Origin of the sequence: Sphaerisporangium flaviroseum (assembly GCF_039537005.1) — a bacterium.
Taxonomy (GTDB): domain Bacteria; phylum Actinomycetota; class Actinomycetes; order Streptosporangiales; family Streptosporangiaceae; genus Sphaerisporangium; species Sphaerisporangium flaviroseum.
The window spans coordinates 348,857-365,839 of the sequence record NZ_BAAAZR010000028.1 but is presented as its reverse complement, the minus strand read 5'-3'; the positions used below and the strand labels follow the sequence as shown (position 1 = coordinate 365,839).

The window sequence follows — 16,983 nt, the reverse complement described above, 5'->3', positions numbered from 1 at the left end:
GGAGATCGGCCTCGGACTCCATCGGGGGGGTGGTTGGGCTGGGGGCTGTTGGGAATCGGCTGGGTCGATGGCAACCGGCTGGGCGATGGCAACCGGCTGGGCGATGGCAACCGGCTGGGCGAGGGCAATCGGCTGGGCCGGGGACTTGCGGGATGGGGTCTTGCGGGTTTGTAGGGTTCATTGCCCTCCCGGCACCCGTTTGGCCGGGGTACCCGGTTGTTGCCCACCCAGGTGGAGAACCTCTGATGACGGGCTGGGTGGGGCCTATCGGGGTTGCCCGCTCGGGTGGAGAACCTCTGATGACGGGCTGGGTGGGGCCTATCGGGGATACCCGCTCGGGTGGAGAACCGCCGATGAAGGGGCGGGTGGGGATGGGCCGGGCGGTGGTGGGTTGGGTTGGGGGCTAGGAGGATCGGCTGGGCCGGGGTTTTGCGGGATGGGGGCTGGCGGGTTTGTAGGTTGTTGGCCCTCCCGGCACCCATTTGGGCGGGGTGCCCATTTGATGCCCACCCGGGTGAGAGTCACCGATGACGCCGGTCAGCTCATGGTCACGATCAGAGTTGACCTTTACCTTAGGTCAGGCTGCACGCTCATCGTATGGCCGCCTCGAAGAGGCCGGGTGTTCCAGAAGGCCCAGCAGAGGCTCGTCAAGGAGGTGTTCTGCGGCGGGCAGGCCGGATCGGCCGACCAGGCGGCCAAGCCGACGCAGCCGGCGGGCTGATCACCTCGGACCCGTACGCCTTGAAGGTGGACTCCTTGCGGTCTCGCATCAGGCAGAACGCGAACCGGGCCACTCACCGACTTCACCCGCACCATGTCCGTGATGTCTTCACCCGGGGTGGGTGGCCACGGGTGCCCTGATCAAATGGGTGCCGGGTGGGTCTAGAGACCGTTCGCCAATAGGCCCGCGATCTCTGGCACCCCAGTTTTCAGCCTCCGACGGTCTACGACACCGCCTCCCCTTGACCCGTCTGAGGTTCCACCCGCACCGTGTCCGCTGAGTCGACGGCCGCAGACTGACCCCCACCGGCTCCACCCGCACCGTGTCCGCTGAGTCCCGACCCGGGTGGGTGGCCACGGGTGCCCCGGTCAAATGGGTGCCGGGTGGGCCTGAAGACCGTTCGCCAACAGGCCCGTGATCCCTGACACCCTCAAACCCGACCCTCCGACGGCTTACGACACCGCCTGCCCTTGACCCCTCACCGCCCACGACGGCCGCAACGTGCCGCCTATCGGGTGGTTTCGTGGTTGAGCAGCCATTCCTTCACGGGGCTGCCGTAGTAGTAGCCGCCGAAGCCGCCTGCGGACGGCAGGACCCGGTGGCAGGGGACGACCGGAGCGATGAGGTTCTGTGCGCACGCCGACCCGGCGGCACGTGCCGCCGTCCTCGGCAGTCCGGCCCGTTCGGCGAGCTGTGCGTAGCTGACCGTCGTGCCTGCCGGCACCGCGCGCAGCGCCGCGAGCAGCCGCTGCCGGGTCGGTGTTCCCGGTTGGTCCACCTCGATGGTGTCGAGCGCGAACAGGTCGCCGTCGAAGTAGTCCCGTACGGCCTGTGCCGGCTTGCCGAGATCGTCGACGATCGTGAGCGGAAGCGCGGTCAGCCTGCCGGGTAGCCGTACGAACATCTCGCCGGGGTCGGCGGTGAACCCCGCCGCGACGAGGACGCCGTCATGGACGAGCAACGACAGCGGACCGGTGGGGGTGGGCATGATCTTGGCGTTGATTGTGGAAGTCATGGCATTTCGGGGCAAAGGCGAGGCTCACGCCAGGCCGGGTGCCCCTTCTCCTTACTGTGGTCGTCCGTGTCCAGCCGGTTTCTCCGTACTGGTCAGCGATCCGGTGCTTTGGTGCTGGTCAGCGATCGAGAGGTGCCTTGGTGTCAGTTGTCGGTAGGCCCGCTTCTGAGCTCCAGAGGTACAGAGCGGCGTAGGCGCGCCAGGGGCGCCACCGTTCGATGTCGGCTTCGGGAATGTCGAGTGCCTTCATGGCTCGCTTCAGTCCGAGATCACCGACCGGCCAGGCGTCCGGGTCGCGCAGGGCGCGCATCACGACGTAGCCGGTGGTCCACGGGCCGATGCCGGGTACGGCCATCAGCCGCGCGGTGGTCTCGGCCGGGTCCGCGCCGCCGTCCAGTTGGATCTCACCGTTGGCGACCCGCTCGGCCAGCGTCCTCAGCGTGGTGATCCGCTGCCCGGTCAGCCCGAGCCCGGACAGATCGGCCTCCGCCAGTTGCTCGGCGGACGGGAACAGCAGGTACGGCCCGATGTCCTGCTCCGGCGCGATGCCCCGCGGCCTGGTGTGGTCCGGCCGGATGTCCTCCTCAGGCCCGGTGCCACCCAGCCCGTTGAGCTCCGGCCCGACGTCCTCCGGCCCGACGTCCTCTGGCCCGACGTCCTTCGGCCCGACGTCCTTCGGCCCGGTGTCGTCTGGGCCGGTCGGAAGGTGGTTCCGTGGCCGGGAAGGGGTGCCGGCGCGGGCGGCCAGGCGGCCCAGGAGGGTTCGGGCTCCGGCGACGGTTACCTGCTGGCCTACCACGGCGCGTACGGCCAGCTCGAAGCCGTCGAAGGCGCCGGGCACGCGCAGGCCAGGACGGCTGGTGACCAACGGGCGGAGCGAGGTGGCTTCCAGGGCGGTGGCGATGGCCTGCGGGTCGGCGTCCAGGTCGAGCAGGCGGCGGCAGCGGGCGACGATCCTGGCCAGGTGGCGGGTGTCGGCCAGGGTCACCGACAGCTTGACGTGGCCGTCCGCGGGGACCAGTGTGATCACTCCGCCGGGCACCGCCCGCCGGTACCGCGCCGGGTTCGCCTCCTCGACCCCGGGGACCGCACGGGCCGCGAGGAATCCGAGCAGCGTCTGGGCGTCGTAGGGCGCGCGGTAGTTCAGCCGGAGCGTCAGCGACGCCGAGCCTACGCCGGCGTCGTTACCGCCGGGGCCGCCGGGCGTCTCGCCGGCGCCGCCAGGTGTCTCGCCGGCGCCGCCGGATGTCTCGCCGGCGCCGCCGGATGTCTCGCCAGGGCCGCCGGGTGTCCGGGTCCGGTTCGCGTGGGCGACGAGGGTGCCGCCTGAGGCGGTGCGCAGGGTGCCGGGGGTGAAGCCGTAGGCGTCCTTCATGCTGGCGTTGAACTGGCGGACGCTGCCGAATCCCGCGGCGAAGGCCACGTCGGTGATCGGCAGAGCCGTCTCGGTCAGCAGTTGCTTGGCGAGCAGGAGGCGGCGGGTCCTCGCGACCGCGAGGGGTCCCGCGCCGAGCTGGGTGGTGAACAGACGCAGCAGGTGGCGTTCGGTGACGTGCAGGCGGGCGGCCAGGCCCGCGACGCCGTACTCGTCCGCCACGCCGTCGTCGATCAATCGCAGGGCCCGGCCGATGAGGTCGGCGGGGACGTCCCACCCGGGGTCGCCCGGGCTCAGCTCCGGGCGGCAGCGACGGCACGGGCGGAATCCGGCCGCCTCCGCCGCCGCGGCGTGCCGGTAGAAGCGGACGTTCTTCCGGGCCGGGGTGCGCGCGGGGCAGATGGGGCGGCAGTAGATACCGGTCGAGGTGACGGCCGTGTAGAACCGCCCGTCGAACCTGGTGTCCCGGGCGCTGACGGCCCGGTAACAGGAGTCGAAGTCGAGGGTCTGGTGTGGAGTCACAAGTACGACGTTATGCCGTGCTCACGCCCCTGCACTGGCAGAAATCGGACCTCGGAGCGCCGACGTTCTCCGGGCGACGTCGATAGCAGCACGGCGCCGCCCGGGCCCCCGGTCAGAGGTCTTTCATGATCGGGTTTCGAGGGGGCGGATGGCGTTGACGTAGTAGAGCACCGGCCCCACTTCACCGGTGTCCTCGATGCGGAAACCGGCGTCAGGTACCAGGGCGGCGAGCAGGTCCGGCATGCTCGGCCGCATGGCGGGCCCGGCCAGCACGCCGACGAGACGGGCGGCGAGGGGGTTGGCCGGTGGGCGGAACTCGGCGATCAGCAACCGTCCACCCGGACGCAGTACGCGGAACATCTCCCGCACGGCGCCGCCGCGGGCGGCGGTGGGCATGTGGTGGACGGCGAAGCTGGAGACCACGACGTCGAAGGTGGCGTTGGGGAAGGGCAGCGCCTGTCCCTCACCCACCTGGTAGGAGCAGTTGCCAGGTGCGCGTCGGCGGGCGTGGTCGAGCATCGGATGCGAGGGGTCGACGCCGGTCACCCGCCCATCGGTGCCCACGAGAGAAGCCAGTATCCGGGTGAGGTACCCGGTGCCGCAGCCGACGTCCAGAACCTGATCGCCGGGCCCCGCGCCGGACAACGCCGCCAGGCGGGTGAAGACCCGGCGGCGGCGCCCGGCGAAACCCACTTCCGCCATGATCTCGTAGGCACGTGGGTGATCGATCGTGCCGCCCCCGTCCTTGTGCCGGGAGTGGCCGTGCAGGAGCTTCATACCCATGGCATCTCCTTCTTGCTCCGAACAATCTGTTCAGTTCTAAATAGTCCGTTCGCTAAGGTGGGAGGTCAACAGGCAGATGCGCCAAGCCGTGCCGTACTGAACACAGGTGGTGAAGGTGTACGGAAACCCGAGCCGGGAGAGTCCTGACCGGCGGGTGCGGCGCACCCGGCGGGCCGTCCATCAGGCATTGGTGGAGCTGATCCTGGAGAAGGGCTACGACGCGGTGACCGTCACCGATCTGATCAACCGCGCCGATGTAGGCCGCTCGACCTTCTACGCGCACTTCACCGACAAGCAGGACGTGCTGTTCGGCAACCTCGACGAGCTTTCCGATCTGCTTCACCTAGTGCCGGCAGCCAAGCCGGACAAGCTCTTCGCCTTCAGCCTGCCGATGTTCGAGCACCTCCATGAGCAGCGCCGCCTGGCACGAGCGCTGCTCGGGCGGCGCGGGGGCAGCGCTGTGATGGCGCGGGCAGAACAGATCATGGCCGACGTCGTCCGTGGCGAACTGCTGGCGGCACTCCCTCAGGGAAGCCGCCCGCCGCCCTCGCTCGATCTGGTGGTGACCTGCGCCGTCGGCGCGTTCATGGCACTGATGCGCAAGTGGGCGGACGGGGAGCTCGCCGCCACGCCGGCGGAGATGGACGCGGCGTTCCGCGCCGTGGTGACACCCGGCGTGGAAGCGGTGCTGGCCGCGCACAGAGGACGGTGAGGCTTCGGACCGGTCCGGTTCCGCGCATCCTGTCCGGGTGGTGAGGTTCGAACCTCACAGACCACGGTCACTTGGTGGAAATGCCGACTCCTAGATCGAACTCGCGGTAGACCCGGGCCCAGAAGCCGTCGCGGAGCCAGACCCGGGCCTCGGGGTAGGGGCGCAGCGAGTGGCCGAGCTCCTTCTCCGCCTCGATCAGCAGCTCGGTGTCGATGACCGTCGGCAGGAGCGGGCCAGGGAGCAGGTCGCGGATGTTGTCGCGGCCCCGGGTGAGGATCCACTTCTGCGCGACGTGCTCGCCGACCTCCTCGACCCTCGGGCGGCTCGGCCCCAGCTTGGTGACCTGGCCAGGATGCTTGACGGCGGGTTTGGCGCTGAGCGCGGTGCGGCCGGCGAAGACCTGGGCGGGCGAGGGCGGCGAGGGCGCGGTGGCGGCCACGACCTGGGCGGCCCGGCTGAAGTACGGGCGCAGGAAGTCGGCACCCAGCTCCTCCACGGTGTCGGACTCCCAGACCAGGCGCTCGGCCTGGTTGGTCCCGTAGGGAGGCTCGACGCCCCACAGATGGATGCGCACTCCGAACGTCTGGGCCGCCTCCACCGCCGGGACCATGTCCTCGTCTCCCGCGATCAGCACGGTGTCGCTCACCGCGTGATGGCGGGCGAGGGCCTCCAGGTCGCTGCGGATCTGGGCGTCGACGCCCTTCTGCTGTCCTCGGGCGTTGAGGTTGCCGAGGCGCACCTTGACCCACGGGAGCTGCGCGATCACGCGCTGGTCGACGGTCGGCACCCGGTCACGGGCGGCGTCGTACCAGTAGACCCGCAGCAGCTCGCCGGGGATGCGTTCCATGGCGTGCTTCTTGAGCGCCTGGATGAGCTCGTCGGCGGCTACGCGATATTCCTTGCGCTCCTTGGCACCCAGGATGACCTCGCCCGCCGCAGCGTAGAGATACCCCACGTCCACGAGAACGGCATATTTCGCCGCCACGGGATGCGGTGTGAGGTCCGGGATTGCCATGCTTCTCCTCCAGGCCTCGGTCCTAGGTGATGATCGGCTGACTATATTCCCCCATTTCTAGATAGTCCCAACTCTTAGCGCGCTTGACACCCACTTCCAAAGATCTAATGAGGCCGTGAGCTTGCTCGCCACGCTCCTGGACCCGTGGGGAACGCCCTTCTCATCTGATGTGCTGGGTTACGCCACCTTTCGCGGTTTGGAGCCGTTTGGGCCGGGGTTGTCGCTCTTGTGGCGACTGCGATGACCAGCGCGGCGACCTCCTCCACCGTGGCGTCGCCGTGAATGATCGTGAGATAGGGCTGATCCATGGGCGCGCCTCCTACAGGGGAATGTTGCCGTGTTTCTTCGCCGGCAGGGTCTGGCGCTTGTTGCGCAGCACGCGCAGCGCCCGCACGATCTTGATGCGCGTCTCGGAGGGCCTGATCACCGCGTCGACGTATCCACGCTCGGCCGCGAGGTAGGGATTGGCCAGGGTGTCCTCGTAGTCGGTGATCAGCCGCGCCCGCTCGGCGTCGGGATCGGCGGCCGTCGCCAGCTCGCGCCGGTAGAGGATGTTGACCGCTCCCTGGGCGCCCATCACCGCGATCTGCGCCGTCGGCCACGCCAGGTTGATGTCGGCACCCAGGTGCTTGGACCCCATGACGTCGTACGCGCCGCCGTACGCCTTGCGGGTGATCACCGTGACCAGCGGCACGGTCGCTTCCGCGTACGCGTAGAGCAGCTTGGCGCCGCGCCGGATGATCCCATTCCATTCCTGGTCGGTACCCGGAAGGAAGCCGGGTACATCCACGAAAGTGAGGACGGGAATGTTAAAGGCATCGCACGTGCGGACGAATCGCGCGGCCTTTTCGGAGGCGGCGATGTCGAGCGTGCCCGCGAAGCTCATCGGCTGGTTGGCCACCACTCCCACGGAATGGCCCTCCACCCGGCCGAACCCCACGACGATGTTCGGCGCGAACCCCGCGTGGATCTCCAGGAATTCGCCGTCGTCGAGAACGTGCTCGATCACCTGGTGCATGTTGTACGGCTGGTTCGCCGAGTCGGGGATCAGGGTGTCGAGTTCACGGTCGGCCTCGTTGACGGCCAGGTCGGCGGGGGAGTCGAAGACCGGCACCTCGTCCATGTTGTTGGACGGCAGGTAGGACAGGAGCGCCTTGGCGAACTCCAGGCAGTCGGCCTCGTCGGCCGCCTCGTAGTGGGCGACGCCTGATTTGGAGTTGTGGGTGTGCGCGCCGCCGAGCTCCTCGAACGTCACCTCCTCGCCGGTGACCGTCTTGATCACATCGGGACCGGTGATGAACATGTGCGACTTCTCGCGCACCATGAGCACGAAGTCGGTGAGCGCGGGGGAGTACACGGCGCCGCCGGCGCACGGCCCCATGATCAGCGAGATCTGCGGGATCACCCCCGAGGCGTGGACGTTCCGCTTGAAGATCTCCGCGTAGAGCCCGAGAGAGACGACGCCCTCCTGGATGCGAGCGCCGCCGGAGTCGTTGATGCCGACCACCGGGCAGCCGGTCTTCAGGGCATGGTCCATCACCTTGACGATCTTCTCGCCGAAGACCTCGCCGAGAGAGCCGCCGAAGACCGTGAAGTCCTGCGCGAAGACCGCCACCGGGCGGCCCGCGACCGTGCCGTAGCCGGTCACGACCCCGTCGCCGTACGGCCGCTCGCTCTCCATGCCGAAACTGGTCGACCGGTGGCGGGCGAGCTCGTCGAACTCCACGAGCGAATCTTCGTCGAGGAAGGCGACAAGCCGCTCGCGAGCGGTCATCTTCCCCCGAGCGTGCTGCTTCTCCACCGCGCGGGAGGATCCGGCGTGGACGGCCTCGTCGAGGCGTCGCTCCAGGTCAGCAATCTTGCCCGCGGTGGTGTGCGGATCGATGCCGTCGAGGTGTGGAACGGGCTCAGCGCTCATGCCGGTAGGTTAGCTCGCCCTCCAGATCGCCGGTCACCCGGAACCGGAATAGCACCCGCCATTAGAGTGACGGCATGACCGATTTCGCCAGTGATGCCGCCTCGGCCCGCTCAGTCGGTTTCTCCGAAGCGGTTCGTACGCGCGGCCTCTATAAGCGATTCGGCCAGCAGGTGGCGGTCTCCGGAGTCGACTTCGTCGTGCCACGCGGCAGCTTCGCCGGCCTCGTGGGGCCGAACGGCGCGGGGAAGACCACCACGCTCAGCATGATCACCGGGCTGCTCATGCCCGACGCGGGCTCGGTGGAGGTCGGCGGGGTCGACGTATGGCGGCACCCGGTGGCGGTCAAGGCCCACATCGGCGTGCTCCCCGAAGGACTGCGGCTCTTCGAGCGGCTGTCCGGGCGTGAGCTGCTCTCCTACAACGGCCAGATCCGGGGCATCGCCAAGGACGAGGTCGCCAGGCGCGCCGAGGAACTGCTGAAGGTCATGGATCTCGCCGACGCGGCCGACAAGCTGGTCGTCGACTACTCCACCGGCATGCGCAAGAAGATCGCCCTGGCGGCGGCGCTCCTGCACAACCCGAAGGTGCTCTTCCTCGACGAGCCGTTCGAGGGCGTCGACCCGGTCAGCGCCAACACGCTGGTCGAGGTCCTCCAGCGCTACACCGCCTCCGGTTCCACCGTCGTCTTCTCCAGCCACGTGATGGAGCTGGTGGAGCGGCTCTGCGACTGGGTGTCGGTCATGAACCACGGTCGCATCGTCGCCCAGGGCACCCTGGCCGAGGTACGCGGCGGCCAGACGCTCAACCAAGCCCTGCTCCACCTGGTCGGCGTCCGCGGCAACGGCGACGAGGGCCTGTCGTGGCTGGGGTCCGCGTGAGGAGAAAGAGACCTGTCGCCGCCATGGTCGTTTCCTCGGAAACATGGTCGTTTCCCCCGGAAAAGGGAAGGGACCTGTCGAAGGGCCACCGGTCGTGGTTCGGCTCTTCGTCCACTTGAATGAGAGGGCTCCGTTGTGGCCTGGCTCTTCGTCCGTCTGAAGCTGCGGCTGATCGCGGGCAACCTGCGCGGCGACACCATGCGCCAGGTCGGCTTCGTCTTCACGATGATCGCGGCGGTCATGGTGGCCATCGGCGGGCTGGTGTTGATGAGCCTGCTGCGGCTCGCCCCCGCCGACGTCGCCCTCGACGCCGGCATGATCCTGTTCACCGTGCTCACGCTGACCTGGGTGATCGGCCCGCTGCTCGTGTTCGGCGTCGACGAGACGCTCGATCCGGCCCGGCTGACCCTGTTCCCGCTGTCCGCCCGGCAGATGGCCGTCGGCATGTTCGCCGCCTCCGCCACCGGGCCGTGGCCGCTCGCCTCGCTGTTCTTCCTCCTCGGTGCCGTCGTCGGGCTGTCGCGGAGCCTCACGGGGATGCTCATCGGACTTGTGGCCATCGTCTTGCAGGTCGCGCTCTGCCTGGTCGCCACGCGCGCCGTCACCACGTCGCTGTCCGGCGTGCTGCGCACCCGCCGTGGCCGTGACCTGCTGGCCTTGGGGGTCGTGTTCGTGATCCTCCTGACCCAGCTGCCCAACCTGCTCCTGACCCAGGGCACCGGCGGCGATCCCCGGGAGTTGCTCACCAGGGTGGCCTCGGTGGTGCGGTGGGGGCCGCCGGCGATGGCCGCGCACGCCATCGCGGACGGCGGGCTGATCGGACTGGCCGAGGTGGTGGTCGTCGCCCTGGCGGTGCTCGCCCTCGGCTGGCTGTGGATCGTGGCGCTGCGCAGGGCCATGGTGACGCCCGACTCCTCCACGCAGGTCGGCTCGGTACGCCGAAGCCGCTTCGACGGACTCCTTCCGGGCGGCGCGCTCGGCGCCGTCGTGGCCAAGGAGCTCAAGTACGTCCGCCGTGAACCCCGGGGCCGCATGGGGTGGATGGCGGCCATCGGCTTCTCCGGAGTGCTGATGTTCTCCCTGAGCAGCGGTCCGAACGGCCTCGAAGGATCGGCGCTGGTCGTCGCCCCGGCCTGCATCGGCGCGCTGATGATCGGGCTCCAGGCGGCAAACGCCTTCGGCATCGACGGCCGCGCCCTGTGGATGAACGCCATCGTCTACTCCTCCGACCGCGACCTGCGCACCGACTTCGCGGGCCGGCACCTCGCCGTCTCCCTGCTCGCCGTGCCGCTGCTGGCCCTGCTGTCGGTCGCCGCCGCGCTGTTCGCCGGGCACCTGCTCTGGGCCCTGCCCGCCCTGCTCACCGCCGCCGGGCTGCTGCTGGTCGCGCTGGGCGTGGGGGCCGTGACCAGCGTGATCCTGCCCTACACCTACCCCGAGCGGATCAACGCGTTCACGAGCGCGGCTCCCGGCCAGGGAGGGGTGGCGTTCGCCGGGTCGTTCGGCGCCATGCTCGGCACGAGCATGCTCGCGTTCCCGGTCGTGCTGCCGGTGTTCCTCGGGCTGACCTGGGTCGCGCTGCTGGCCGTGCCGTACGGCCTTGCGGTCTCCTTCGCGGGCCGGCGGCTCGCCGCCACCATCGGCTACGCCCGCCTGCCCGATCTCCTCGGCGCGGTCTCCCGCCCCTCCTGAGCGGCTTTCCTTACGATCACATTGGTCTAGTCCACTACGTGAGACCGGTATCCAGCCGGTGGAGCAGACTCGATACTCTTCCTGGTATGGCCGCCATCGCTTCACAGCAGGCAGACCGTTCTCCTGTTGAACGCCACAGTGCCGTCTCCGAGATGCCCGACGAGCTGCGCGCCGACGTGCGCATGCTGGGCGAGCTGCTCGGCCGGGTCATCGCCGAGGACGGCGGTCCCGACCTACTGGCCGACGTCGAGCGGCTGCGCAAAGCGGTGATCGCGGCGCGCAGGCGTGAGATCTCCGTCGACGAGGTGGCCTCGATGGTCGCCGAGTGGCCGATCGACCGGTGTGTGCAGATCGCCCGGGCCTTCACGTGCTACTTCCACCTGGTCAACCTCGCCGAAGAACACTTCAGGATTCGCATACTGAGGTCCAGAGACACTGGCGAGGCCACGCTGCCCGAGTCGCTCGCGCAGGCCGTCAGCGCGTTGAAGCACGACCTGCGCCCCGACGAGCTGGCACGGCTGATCGCCGAGCTGGAGTTCCGCCCGGTGCTGACCGCGCACCCGACCGAGGCTCGCCGCCGAGCGGTGGTCACCGCCATCCAGCGGATCAGCGTCCAGCTCGCCGAGTACAACGCCCCCGACCGGGGCGCGTACGAGCGGGAGGAGGCGCACCGCCGCCTGCTGGAGGAGATCGACCTGCTGTGGCGCACCGCCCAGCTCCGGCACACCAAGCTCGACCCGCTCGACGAGGTCCGCACGGCCATGTCGGCGTTCGACGAGACCCTGTTCCGCACGGTCCCGCGCATCTACCGATCGCTGGACACCGCCCTGGCCGAGGGCAGCGGCACGCGTGAGCCGCAGGCCAAGGCCTTCATCCGCTACGGGAGCTGGATCGGCGGCGACCGCGACGGCAACCCCAACGTCACCGCCCGGGTGACCCGCGAGGCCGTGCTCATCCAGGCCGAGCACGTGCTCACCGCCCTGGAGAACGCCGCCACCCGCATCGGCCGCACCCTCACCGCCTCGTCCCTCTACGGCACGCCCAGCAAGGAACTGCGCGACGCGCTGGCCGGGGCGGTCGACGATCATCCGGAGCTGGCGGCCGAACTGGGCAAACGCTCGCCGCGCGAGCCGCACCGGCAGTGGCTGCTCTTCGTGGCCGCCAGGATCGCCGCCACCCGGCGCCGCGACCTCGACCTGGCGTACCGCTCGCCCGACGACCTGCTGCGCGACCTGCGCCTCTGCCAGGCCTCCCTGGTGGCCACGGGGGCGGCCCGGCAGGCGTACGGGGAGATCCAGCACCTGATCTGGCAGGTCGAGACCTTCGGTTTCCACCTCGCCGAGCTGGAGGTGCGCCAGCACTCCCAGGTGCACGCCCAGGCGCTGGAGGAGATCCGGGCGGGCACGCCGTCCGAGCGCACCGAGGAGGTCCTGGCGACCATCCGCATGATCGCCTGGATCCAGGAGCGGTTCGGCGTCAGGGCCTGCTCCCGGTACGTGGTGTCCTTCACCCGGTCGGCCGACGACATCGCGGCCGTCTACGAGCTGGCCGAGCACGCTCTCGGCCCCCGCACCCCCGTGCTCGACGTCGTGCCGCTCTTCGAGTCCGGGGAGGACCTCGCCAACTCGGCGGACGTCCTCTCCGGGATGCTGCGCCTGCCGGCGGTCCAGAAGCGCCTGGCGGCCAACGGGCGCCGTCTCGAGGTCATGCTGGGCTACTCCGACTCGGCCAAGGAGCTCGGCCCGGCCGCCGCCACGCTGAAGCTCTACGACGCGCAGGCGGAGCTGGCGGCGTGGGCGCTGTCCAACGACGTACGGCTGACGCTCTTCCACGGCCGGGGCGGTGCCCTCGGCCGGGGTGGTGGCCCCGCCAACCGGGCCGTGCTCGCCCAGGCGCCCGGATCGGTGGCGGGCCGGTTCAAGGTCACCGAGCAGGGTGAGGTGATCTTCGCTCGGTACGGCCACCCGGCGATCGCCCTGCGGCACATCGAGCAGGTGACCAACGCCGTGCTCCTGGCGTCCACCCCTTCGGTGGAGGCGCGCACCGGCGAGGCCGCATCCAGGTTCCGCCTGCTGGCCGAGCGGGTCGCCTCCGCCTCCGAGCAGGCGTACCGCTCGCTGACCGAGGCATCCGGGTTCCCCGAGTGGTTCGGCCTGGTCAGTCCGCTGGAGGAGATCGGCTCGCTCCGGCTCGGCTCACGCCCCGCCCGGCGCGGCCTGGGCGCACCCCGGTCGCTGGACGACCTGCGGGCCATCCCGTGGGTCTTCGCCTGGGCCCAGACACGCGTCAACCTCCCCGGCTGGTACGGCCTCGGCAGCGGCCTGCTCGCCGTGGCCGGTGAGGCCGGAGCCGGGCAGGAGCCGGGGCCCGGCCTGGAAGAGCTGCGGCAGGCCTATCGTGAGTGGCCGCTGTTCGCCTCGCTGCTCGACAACGCCGAGATGTCGCTGGCCAAGACCGACCGGCAGATCGCCGCCCGCTACCTCGCCCTCGGCGGCAGGCAGGACTTCGCCGACCAGGTACTGGCCGAGTACGACCTCACGCGCAAGCTCGTCCTGGCCGTCACCGGCCACTCACGGCTGCTGGAGAGCCGGAGGGTCCTCTCGCTGGCGGTCCAGCTCCGCGACCCCTACGTCGACGCACTGTCCCACTTGCAGCTCCGGGCCCTGTCGGCACTCCGGGCCGAGGACACCCTCTCCGACGAGGAACGCGAACGCCTGGAAACCCTCCTCCTCCTAAGCGTCAACGGCGTCGCCGCCGGCCTCCAGAACACCGGCTAGTCTCCGTCGTCTCCCCGCCCCAGTGCCCGGCACGCGGAGCGCGGATGGAGTGGTGAAGTGGGCTGGGTCCGGGTGTGCCGGTGGCTCATCCCGGTCAGGGGTGTCGGCGACGGAGGTGATCTTTATGCGGGCGCCACCTTGATGCGTTCAGGTCTTGCGTAGATGTTGAAGCGCTCTCCTCGCAGGAAGCCGACGAGGGTCATGTCGAACTCTCTGGCCAGGTCGACGGCGAGGGAGGACGGGGCGGACACGCCGCAGACCATGGGCACGCCCGCCGCCAGGGCCTTCTGCATGATCTCGTAGCTGGTCCTGCCGCTGACGAGCAGCAGGTACGAGCTGAGCGGCAGGCGCTCGGACATCAGCGCCCAGCCGACGAGCTTGTCCACGGCGTTGTGCCGCCCGACGTCCTCACGCACGGCCAGCAGCGTCCCGTCGGGCGCGAACAGCCCGGCGGCGTGCAGGCCACCGGTCTTGCCGAAGATCCCCTGAGCCTCCCGCAACCGCTGCGGCAGCTCGTACAGGACCTCGGCCGCGACCGGCGCAAGCGCCCGCATGGGCGTCACCTCAGTGAGGACCGGGCGTGTGTCCTCCGTGGACACAGCGCGTGTCTCCTTCAGGGACGTCTGGCGTGTGCGCAGGGCGTCGAGGCTGGCGGTGCCGCAGACCCCGCAGGCGCTAGATGTCATGAAATGTCGGTGCATTGTGGGCAGGTCGGGGAGGACCGGTCCGCGCAGCCGTACGGTGACCGTGTTGTAGCGGGCCTCCGGCGGGAGATCCTCATCAGTGCAGTACGCGATCGAGGCGATGTCACCCGCCCCCGCGATGCCCTCACCGGAGAGGAACCCGGCGGCGAGCTCGAAGTCCGCCCCGGGCGTTCGCATGGTGATCGCCAAGGTGTGCGTCGCGCCGCCGGCGGTGATGCGGATCTCCAGCGGCTCCTCGGTCGCCAGGTCGTCCCGCCGGTCGCGTACGGTGCCGCCGGACACCTCCCGGACCCGCACCCGCGTCGTCGGGCCTGGCCGGACGCGCTCCACGGCCGTCACCGCGAGGTCGTCCGGACGCCGAGGGTGGTGTCCGGTGGTCATGGGGCGACCTTCTGGAGCGTGACCACGGCGTTGTAGTCGGGGATGCGTGCGTCGGGTGAGCGGCGGGACACGTCCAGAAGCACGTTGCCCTCCGGCCAGTGGATCTGCAGGTTCCCCGGGGTCAGCGGCGCCCGCAGCACGCGCCCGGTGAACCGGCCGGCGGCACCCGCCAACTCCACCTCGGCGCCGTCGGCCAGCCCGAGCCTGTCGGCGTCGTACGGGCTGATCAGCACGGCCTCTCGGGTGGCGCCGTTGAAGCCGTCGCGCCGCTCGTGGACCATGCTGTTGAACTGCTTGCCGCGCCGGGTGGCGACCATGAACGAGCCGTCGGGGCGTTCGAGCGTGGGCGGCTCGACGGGCGAGAAGTGGCCAAGACCGTCGGCGGTGGGGAAGCGCCCGCCGGGGCAGAGGTGCCGCCCGCCGTACTGCACGTTGTCGCCGAACTTCCTCAGCCCGGCGATCCCGGCGTAGAACGGCACGGCGTCCTCGATGTCGCGCCGGATCTGCGGCGTGCCCCCGGGATAGCGGATCTTCTCCGCCAGTTCCGGCCGGGCGCGCGCCGCCAGCTCGGTGAAGATCTTCCACTCCGGCCACGCCTCGCCGAGACGCGGCCCCGCCACCTCCGGAGAGAAGATCACGCGACGCTCGGTCGAGGTCTCGGTCACCCCGCCCTCCATCTCGTACCGCGTCTGCGCGGGCAGCAGGAGGACGTCGCCCTCGGACTCGACCAGCATCTGGCTGGACAGCACGATGTCGACGTGGACGCGCAGTCCCAGGCGGGACAGCGCGTCGCGGCAGTAGGCCGGGTCGGGGAGCACCTCGAGGAAGTTGCCCCCAGAGGAGATGAGCACGTCCAGCTCCCGGGCGTGGGCCGCGTCGATCATGTCCGTCGCGGTGAGCCCCGGCGTGGCCGGCACCTCGAATCCCCACTTCTCAGTGAACTTCCGGGCGTTCTCCGGCGTGACCGGCAGGCCGCCGGGGAGGCCGGTGGCGTACGCGCCCATCTCCGCGCCGCCCTGGACGCCGCTGTGCCCGCGGATCGGCATTAGCCCGCAGTGGTCGCGTCCGACGAAGCCTCTGGCCAGGGCGAGGTTGACGATGGAGCGGACGTTGTCCTCGCCGTAGGAGTGCTGGGTGATCCCCATGGACCAGACCAGCACGGCCGACTTCGCCTCGCCGAGCAGCTTGGCCAGCTCGAACATCGTGCTCCGGGTCGCGCCGCTGAGCGCCTCCAGCGACTCCCACGACTGCGCGGCCACGGCCTGCCGTACGTCCTCGAAGCCCGAGGTGTGCCGGTCGACGAAGGCCTTGTCGAGCCAGTCGTTCTCGATGAGGTGCTTGAGCACCCCGTTGAGGAAGCCGATGTCGCCGCCGACGTTGACCCCGAAGAAGTCGTCGGTGATCTTCGTGCCGAACAGCGCTGACTCGGCGTTGGAGGGCACCCAGTAACGGTCCATCCCTGGTTCGCGGTAGGAGTTCACCATCGCGATCCGGGTGCCCGCCTTCTTGGCGTGGAAGAGGTACTTCATCGCGACCGGCTGGTTGTTCGACGGGTTGGAGCCGATGAAGACGATCAGGTCCGAGCCGATCCAGTCGGTGTAGGAGCAGGTGGTCGCGGCGGCGCCGATGGTCTGCTTCAGCGCGACGGTGGAGGGCGAGTGGCAGATGCGCGCCGCGTTGTCGATGGAGTTGGTGCCCAGCGCCCGGACGGCCTTCTGCGCCGCGAAGTAGTTCTCGTTGGGCATGCCGCGGCTGGTGAGGTAGACGCCGAGCCTCGTGCCGCGTACGGGCGGGCCGGCGGCACCGGTGACGGAGCCGTTCAGGCGGGACGCGGCCAGGTCGAGAGCCTCCTCCCAGCCGACACGGGTGAACCCGGGCTCTCCCCGGCGCCGGAGCAGGGGATAGGGCAGGCGGCCGAGGTCGCGCAGCTCCGCGCTTTTCATCTTGGCCAGCGGGGCGACGTCGGCCAGCACCGAATGGTCGAGCGGGGGCATGGTGTTCAGCTTGAGCAGCCGCAGGCGGATGTTGCACAGGTGGATCTCGTCCATAGTCCAGTCGCGCATGCCCCGGGTGCCGAGGGCGCAGCCGTCACAGGTGCCCTGGGTGAGGATGCGCCAGGCGAAGCGCCGGTTGCCCTTGACCGACCGGAAGGCCTTCCACAGCTCCAGGTAGTTGTTCGGCTTGCGTTCACCGATGCCGAAGGGCTTCCAGCTCGCCCAGTTCCGAGGGTCCAGACGCTTGCTCACCGGACGTTCACCCGTTCCTTGTTCCTGCCGCCTCGTTCGCACGGCCTACGTTCCTGCCGCCTCGTTCGCACGGCCTACTCATAGCATCACCTTTTTCCCAACTTTGACTAACCACGGCTTCCCCCCGCATCCCCGCATCCCCGGGTCACCGGTCCCATGTGGCGGCCGGGCACGGTCAAGTTTGTGGCGGCGTTACCTAGGGTTCGCCGGTCATCGGGGCAAGCGGGCCGTGCCACTTCGCGAG

General features: G+C 69.8%; 12 protein-coding genes. 4 read left to right on the top strand and 8 right to left on the bottom strand.

Annotated features, from left to right (window positions below):
* Positions 1-1,229: 1,229 nt before the first annotated feature.
* From ABD810_RS29530 to ABD810_RS29520, 3 genes are all read right to left on the bottom strand, one after another.
* Positions 1,230-1,736, bottom strand: coding sequence for a methylated-DNA--[protein]-cysteine S-methyltransferase (locus ABD810_RS29530; protein ID WP_344947707.1), 507 nt, complete (start codon positions 1,734-1,736; stop codon positions 1,230-1,232).
* Between the two features lie 118 nt (positions 1,737-1,854).
* On the bottom strand, positions 1,855-3,633 hold the full coding sequence (locus ABD810_RS29525) for a DNA-3-methyladenine glycosylase 2 family protein (protein ID WP_344947704.1): 1,779 nt from the start codon (positions 3,631-3,633) through the stop codon (positions 1,855-1,857).
* A 123-nt stretch (positions 3,634-3,756) separates the two neighbouring features.
* Positions 3,757-4,416 (bottom strand): class I SAM-dependent methyltransferase, encoded by a 660-nt coding sequence (locus tag ABD810_RS29520; RefSeq protein ID WP_344947702.1) that lies wholly within the window; start codon positions 4,414-4,416, stop codon positions 3,757-3,759.
* Positions 4,417-4,531: 115 nt separating this feature from the next.
* On the opposite strand from ABD810_RS29520, the gene ABD810_RS29515 reads away from it, so the two are divergent.
* Positions 4,532-5,128, top strand: a complete 597-nt coding sequence (locus ABD810_RS29515; protein WP_344947699.1) for a TetR/AcrR family transcriptional regulator — start codon at positions 4,532-4,534, stop codon at positions 5,126-5,128.
* Between the two features lie 67 nt (positions 5,129-5,195).
* Here the strand turns inward: ABD810_RS29515 and ABD810_RS29510 are convergent, their stop codons facing one another.
* From ABD810_RS29510 to ABD810_RS29500, 3 genes are all read right to left on the bottom strand, one after another.
* Positions 5,196-6,143, bottom strand: a complete 948-nt coding sequence (locus ABD810_RS29510) for an NYN domain-containing protein (RefSeq protein WP_344947696.1) — start codon at positions 6,141-6,143, stop codon at positions 5,196-5,198.
* A gap of 104 nt (positions 6,144-6,247) precedes the next feature.
* On the bottom strand, positions 6,248-6,451 hold the full coding sequence (locus tag ABD810_RS29505; protein WP_344947693.1) for an acyl-CoA carboxylase subunit epsilon: 204 nt from the start codon (positions 6,449-6,451) through the stop codon (positions 6,248-6,250).
* 11 nt (positions 6,452-6,462) lie between these two features.
* Entirely contained in the window at positions 6,463-8,061 is a 1,599-nt protein-coding gene (locus ABD810_RS29500) for an acyl-CoA carboxylase subunit beta (protein ID WP_344947690.1), read from the bottom strand.
* A gap of 74 nt (positions 8,062-8,135) precedes the next feature.
* Between ABD810_RS29500 and ABD810_RS29495 the strand changes: the two genes are divergently transcribed.
* The 3 genes from ABD810_RS29495 (at position 8,136) to ABD810_RS29485 (ending at position 13,408) form a co-directional block, all read left to right on the top strand.
* Positions 8,136-8,939 (top strand): ABC transporter ATP-binding protein, encoded by an 804-nt coding sequence (locus ABD810_RS29495; RefSeq protein WP_344947688.1) that lies wholly within the window; start codon positions 8,136-8,138, stop codon positions 8,937-8,939.
* Between the two features lie 135 nt (positions 8,940-9,074).
* The gene (locus ABD810_RS29490) at positions 9,075-10,631 is read left to right on the top strand and encodes a hypothetical protein (protein WP_344947685.1); all 1,557 of its coding nucleotides are present in this window, start codon (positions 9,075-9,077) and stop codon (positions 10,629-10,631) included.
* 86 nt (positions 10,632-10,717) lie between these two features.
* Positions 10,718-13,408, top strand: coding sequence for a phosphoenolpyruvate carboxylase (locus tag ABD810_RS29485; RefSeq protein ID WP_425566972.1), 2,691 nt, complete (start codon positions 10,718-10,720; stop codon positions 13,406-13,408).
* 122 nt (positions 13,409-13,530) lie between these two features.
* Here the strand turns inward: ABD810_RS29485 and fdhD are convergent, their stop codons facing one another.
* Both fdhD and ABD810_RS29475 read right to left on the bottom strand, forming a co-directional pair.
* Entirely contained in the window at positions 13,531-14,493 is a 963-nt protein-coding gene (fdhD, locus tag ABD810_RS29480; protein ID WP_344947679.1) for a formate dehydrogenase accessory sulfurtransferase FdhD, read from the bottom strand.
* Complete coding sequence (locus ABD810_RS29475; protein WP_344947676.1) at positions 14,490-16,739, bottom strand: FdhF/YdeP family oxidoreductase; 2,250 nt, start codon at positions 16,737-16,739, stop codon at positions 14,490-14,492. Before ABD810_RS29475 ends, fdhD begins: the two co-directional genes overlap by 4 nt.
* Between the last annotated feature and the right edge of the window lie 244 nt (positions 16,740-16,983).

What these genes read in the sequence shown, in the direction of transcription:
- ABD810_RS29485 (WP_425566972.1), top strand. Translation starts at nt 10,718, where the DNA reads ATGGCCGCCATCGCTTCACAGCAGGCAGACCGTTCTCCTGTTGAACGC.
- ABD810_RS29495 (WP_344947688.1), top strand. Translation starts at nt 8,136, where the DNA reads ATGACCGATTTCGCCAGTGATGCCGCCTCGGCCCGCTCAGTCGGTTTC.
- ABD810_RS29520 (WP_344947702.1), bottom strand. Translation starts at nt 4,416, where the DNA reads ATGGGTATGAAGCTCCTGCACGGCCACTCCCGGCACAAGGACGGGGGC.
- ABD810_RS29530 (WP_344947707.1), bottom strand. Translation starts at nt 1,736, where the DNA reads ATGACTTCCACAATCAACGCCAAGATCATGCCCACCCCCACCGGTCCG.
- ABD810_RS29500 (WP_344947690.1), bottom strand. Translation starts at nt 8,061, where the DNA reads ATGAGCGCTGAGCCCGTTCCACACCTCGACGGCATCGATCCGCACACC.
- fdhD (WP_344947679.1), bottom strand. Translation starts at nt 14,493, where the DNA reads ATGACCACCGGACACCACCCTCGGCGTCCGGACGACCTCGCGGTGACG.
- ABD810_RS29505 (WP_344947693.1), bottom strand. Translation starts at nt 6,451, where the DNA reads ATGGATCAGCCCTATCTCACGATCATTCACGGCGACGCCACGGTGGAG.
- ABD810_RS29510 (WP_344947696.1), bottom strand. Translation starts at nt 6,143, where the DNA reads ATGGCAATCCCGGACCTCACACCGCATCCCGTGGCGGCGAAATATGCC.